Source organism: Psychrobacter sp. GW64-MNA-CIBAN-0177, assembly GCF_040309585.1.
Lineage (GTDB): Bacteria > Pseudomonadota > Gammaproteobacteria > Pseudomonadales > Moraxellaceae > Psychrobacter > Psychrobacter okhotskensis.
In genome coordinates this window covers 1-529 of the sequence record NZ_JBEOOY010000064.1, presented here as the reverse complement: position 1 = coordinate 529, position 529 = coordinate 1, and the positions used below count along the sequence as shown (strand labels likewise).

Annotated in this window: 1 pseudogene; it reads right to left on the bottom strand. The window is 38.0% G+C overall.

What is annotated here, in order from left to right:
* Nucleotides 1–196, bottom strand: a pseudogene (locus AAEY79_RS14185) (IS3 family transposase); the annotation flags it as partial.
* Nucleotides 197–529 lie beyond the last annotated feature (333 nt).

Here is a 529-nt window from a genome sequence, read left to right as displayed (position 1 = left end):
TTTGAGCTTGAATCTTTGCAGGAATGGTTTTATCAATGTGCTTTTTATGCCATGATCGTAGGGTCTCAGGCGTGCAACCTATCTTTGGCGCTATGGCTTTGATGGCTGACCAGGTGGATGGGTAATCGTCTTTAGCTTCAATTAGCATACGGACGGCGCGCTCTTTCATTTCAGGAGTGTAGGTTTGTCTTTTCATTGTCGTATTCTCTCAGAATGTTAAGTCTCCGACAATACCGGGGCGGTTCAATGTGTGTGCTAAGTTATTCTCCAATAATAATCTTATCAGGAATCCACACTGTCATTATTAATGAGGATTTGATGAATTTCTACGAGCGAAATCATAATTTGTTAGATGTCAAAAACTCAACTATTGAGGGGCTATAAATCTTACTTCATGGTATATATGCGCTTATATTTTGTGCATTTGAGACATTAAAAAAGGCTACTAACACTATGCTATATATAGCGTTAGTAGCCTTCGTTTAAATTGATATTTTACTCAGGTGAGGTTGTTAATATTAGGGTTTGA